The 2,548-nt window shown below is 73.4% G+C and carries 3 protein-coding genes; 2 read left to right on the top strand and 1 reads right to left on the bottom strand.

Features of this window, described 5'->3' with window-relative positions; all coding sequences use genetic code 11:
- Positions 1-768: MHYT domain-containing protein (locus tag ACOV8S_RS12070; protein ID WP_448317775.1), on the bottom strand; the 768-nt coding region annotated here is incomplete at its 3' end.
- Positions 769-1,050: 282 nt separating this feature from the next.
- On the opposite strand from ACOV8S_RS12070, the gene ACOV8S_RS12065 reads away from it, so the two are divergent.
- A complete protein-coding gene (locus tag ACOV8S_RS12065; RefSeq protein ID WP_448317774.1) occupies positions 1,051-1,923 on the top strand; it encodes a glycerophosphodiester phosphodiesterase in 873 nt (290 codons plus the stop codon).
- Positions 1,924-1,975: 52 nt separating this feature from the next.
- On the top strand, positions 1,976-2,548 hold a 573-nt coding region (locus tag ACOV8S_RS12060), incomplete at its 3' end, for a methylated-DNA--[protein]-cysteine S-methyltransferase (protein ID WP_448317773.1).

Here is a 2,548-nt window from a genome sequence, read left to right as displayed (position 1 = left end):
GGGGCCGTACAGGTCCTCGCCGCGCTGGGGGGCGGGGCGGCTCATCACCATCTGCGGGTCGAACATCACCACGATCCCTGCCAGCAGCAGGAAGGCGAGCGGGCCCGCCAGCACGGGACCGAGCAGCACCTCGGCCGAGGTGCCGTCGACCGCGCCCGTGGGGCCCTCGTGCAGGTGGACGCTGGCGGCGGCCATCCCGGTGTAGTGCATGCCGGTGACCGCGAGCCCCATGACCAGGCTGGCCCCCACGCTCCACAGCAGGCCGCGCACCTGGCTCGCCGCCCACAGGGCGGTGGTGGCGGCGACCACCCCGATGAGGGCGGAGAGGGCGACGGTGGCGGTGTCGTAGCGCAGTTCGCCGCCGAACCGCATTCCGGCCATGCCGAGGTAGTGCATGGAGGCGATGCCCAGGCCGGTGAGGGTGCCGCCGGTGAACAGCGCCGTTCCGGTGGCGTTCCAATAGCCCACCAGGAAGGTGCCGATGCCGACCATGCCGATGGCCACCGCGAGGCTGGCGAAGGTGGTCGGCAGGTCGTAGTTGACCACCGTCCCGTCGATCGAGAAACCGGTCATCGCGATGAAGTGCATCGTCCAGATGCCCGAGCCTATGGCGGCGGACCCGAGGGCCAGCCAGGCCGCCCTGCGGCGGCCGACCAGCAGCGCCCGGGTGGTGCAGCGCAGCCCGAGGGCTCCCCCGAGGCAGGCCATCACGAAGGCCGCCACCGGCGTGATGAGCCCGTGACTGAAACCGTCGACCGTACCGTGCATGCGCGGTTTCCCTTCCGCCCCGTGTCGTCCGTGTGGATGCGTCGCGTCCGTCCTGTCCGGTACCCGCCCAAGCGACCGGGTACCGGTGGGGAGAGTATGACTCTCACCTGATGGGACCAACGATTCTGCGTCAAAGAATCACATCGTCGACCCACTTGTGAGGGTGCCCACGGGCCGAATTGGGCATCCGGGGGCGCTCCACGCCCGATCCGGCATCCCGGCCTCGCGCACTGTCTGCTGTCACTCTGGAACCGTCCGTGACAGTCGACGCGAGGAGAACGCATGCACGCGCGCGCAGTCGCCGCGACCGCCTCGGCGCTTCTGGGCCTGGTCGCCCTTCTGCTCCCGATCTCCGGCGCCCGCGCCGACCACGAGAGCGGACACCCCGCGGTCATCGCCCATCGGGGGGCCTCGGCCATGGCGCCCGAGAATACGCTGCTGGCCGTGGACCGGGCGCGCCGGCTGGGTTTCACCTGGGTGGAGAACGACGTGCAGCGCACCAAGGACGGCGTTCTGGTGGTGCTCCACGACGCGGGGCTGGCCCGCACGACGAACGTGGAGCGGCTCTTCCCCGGCCGCGCCCCGTGGCGGGTGCGCGACTTCACGTCGGCGGAGATCGCCCGGCTGGACGCGGGCAGCTGGTTCGGGCGCCGGTTCCGCGGAGCGCGCGTGCCGACGCTGCGGCAGTACCTGGCCCGGGTGGACCGCAACCGGCAGAGCCTGCTGCTGGAGCTCAAGAACCCGACGCTCTACCCGGGCATCGCCCAGCAGGTGCTGGCCGAGCTGCGCCGCTCGGGGTGGCTGGACCGCGCCCACCTGAAGCGGCTGGTGATCCAGAGCTTCGACGCGCCGACCGTGCGCACGGTGCACCGGCTGCGTCCCGCCGTGCGCACGGCCGTGCTGGGCGCGCCGTCGGTGGACCGGCTGCGGGAGTACGCGCGGTTCGCGGACCAGATCAACCCGCAGCACCTGAAGCTCACGGTGGGCTACGTGGCCGCGGTGCAGCGGCTGCGCGGGCCGCACGGACGGCCGGTGGAGGTGTGCGCGTGGACCGTGGACCGGCCGGTGGACACGCTGATCGCGGCGACGTACGGGGTCGACTGTCTGATCACCAATCGGCCCGACGTGGTGCGGCGGGCGCTGTCGGTGTTCTGACGGGTTCCGCGGCCGGCGCCCCGTTGTCGGTGGCGGGTCGTACGGTGGGCGCATGAACAGCTCGGAGCAGGGCGGGGCCGGCGACGGCCGGTGGGCCGCCTACGCGGTCGTGGAGGGCCCGCTGGGGCCGGTGCTCCTCCTCGTCACGCCGCGGGGGCTGGCCGGCGTGGTGTTCCACGCCGGGCCCGCGGTGTGCGAGCGGTTCCTCGCCAGGGCCGCCGCCCGGCTGGGCGTGCGGCCGGTGCGGGATCCCGGCGCGCCGCTGCTCGCTGAGGCGATACGCCAGCTCGAGGAGTACCTGTCCGGGGCTCTGCGGGAGTTCTCGCTCCCGCTGGACTGGTCGCTGCTGCCCGGCGAGGCGGGGTTCAACGGCCGGGTGCTGCGGGAGCTGGCGGCTTCGGTGCCGTTCGGGTCGGTGGTCGGGTACGGGGAGCTGGCCCGCCGGGTCGGGCGGCCCGGCGGGGCCCAGGCGGTGGGGGCGGCGATGGGTTCCAACCCGCTGCCGGTCGTGGTGCCGTGCCACCGGGTCGTGGAGAGCGACGGCGGGGTCGGCGGGTTCTCCGGCGGGCTGGAGACCAAGCGCCGCCTCCTCGCCCTGGAGGGCGTGCTCCCCGAGCCGCTCTTC

It is taken from the genome of Streptomyces sp. CO7 (assembly GCF_053474865.1).
The sequence above is the reverse complement of the archived record's forward strand: the minus strand, read 5'-3'. Positions and strand labels throughout refer to the sequence as shown.

Coding starts and splice junctions, on each gene's coding strand:
- ACOV8S_RS12065 (WP_448317774.1), top strand. CDS start 1,051: ATGCACGCGCGCGCAGTCGCCGCGACCGCCTCGGCGCTTCTGGGCCTG.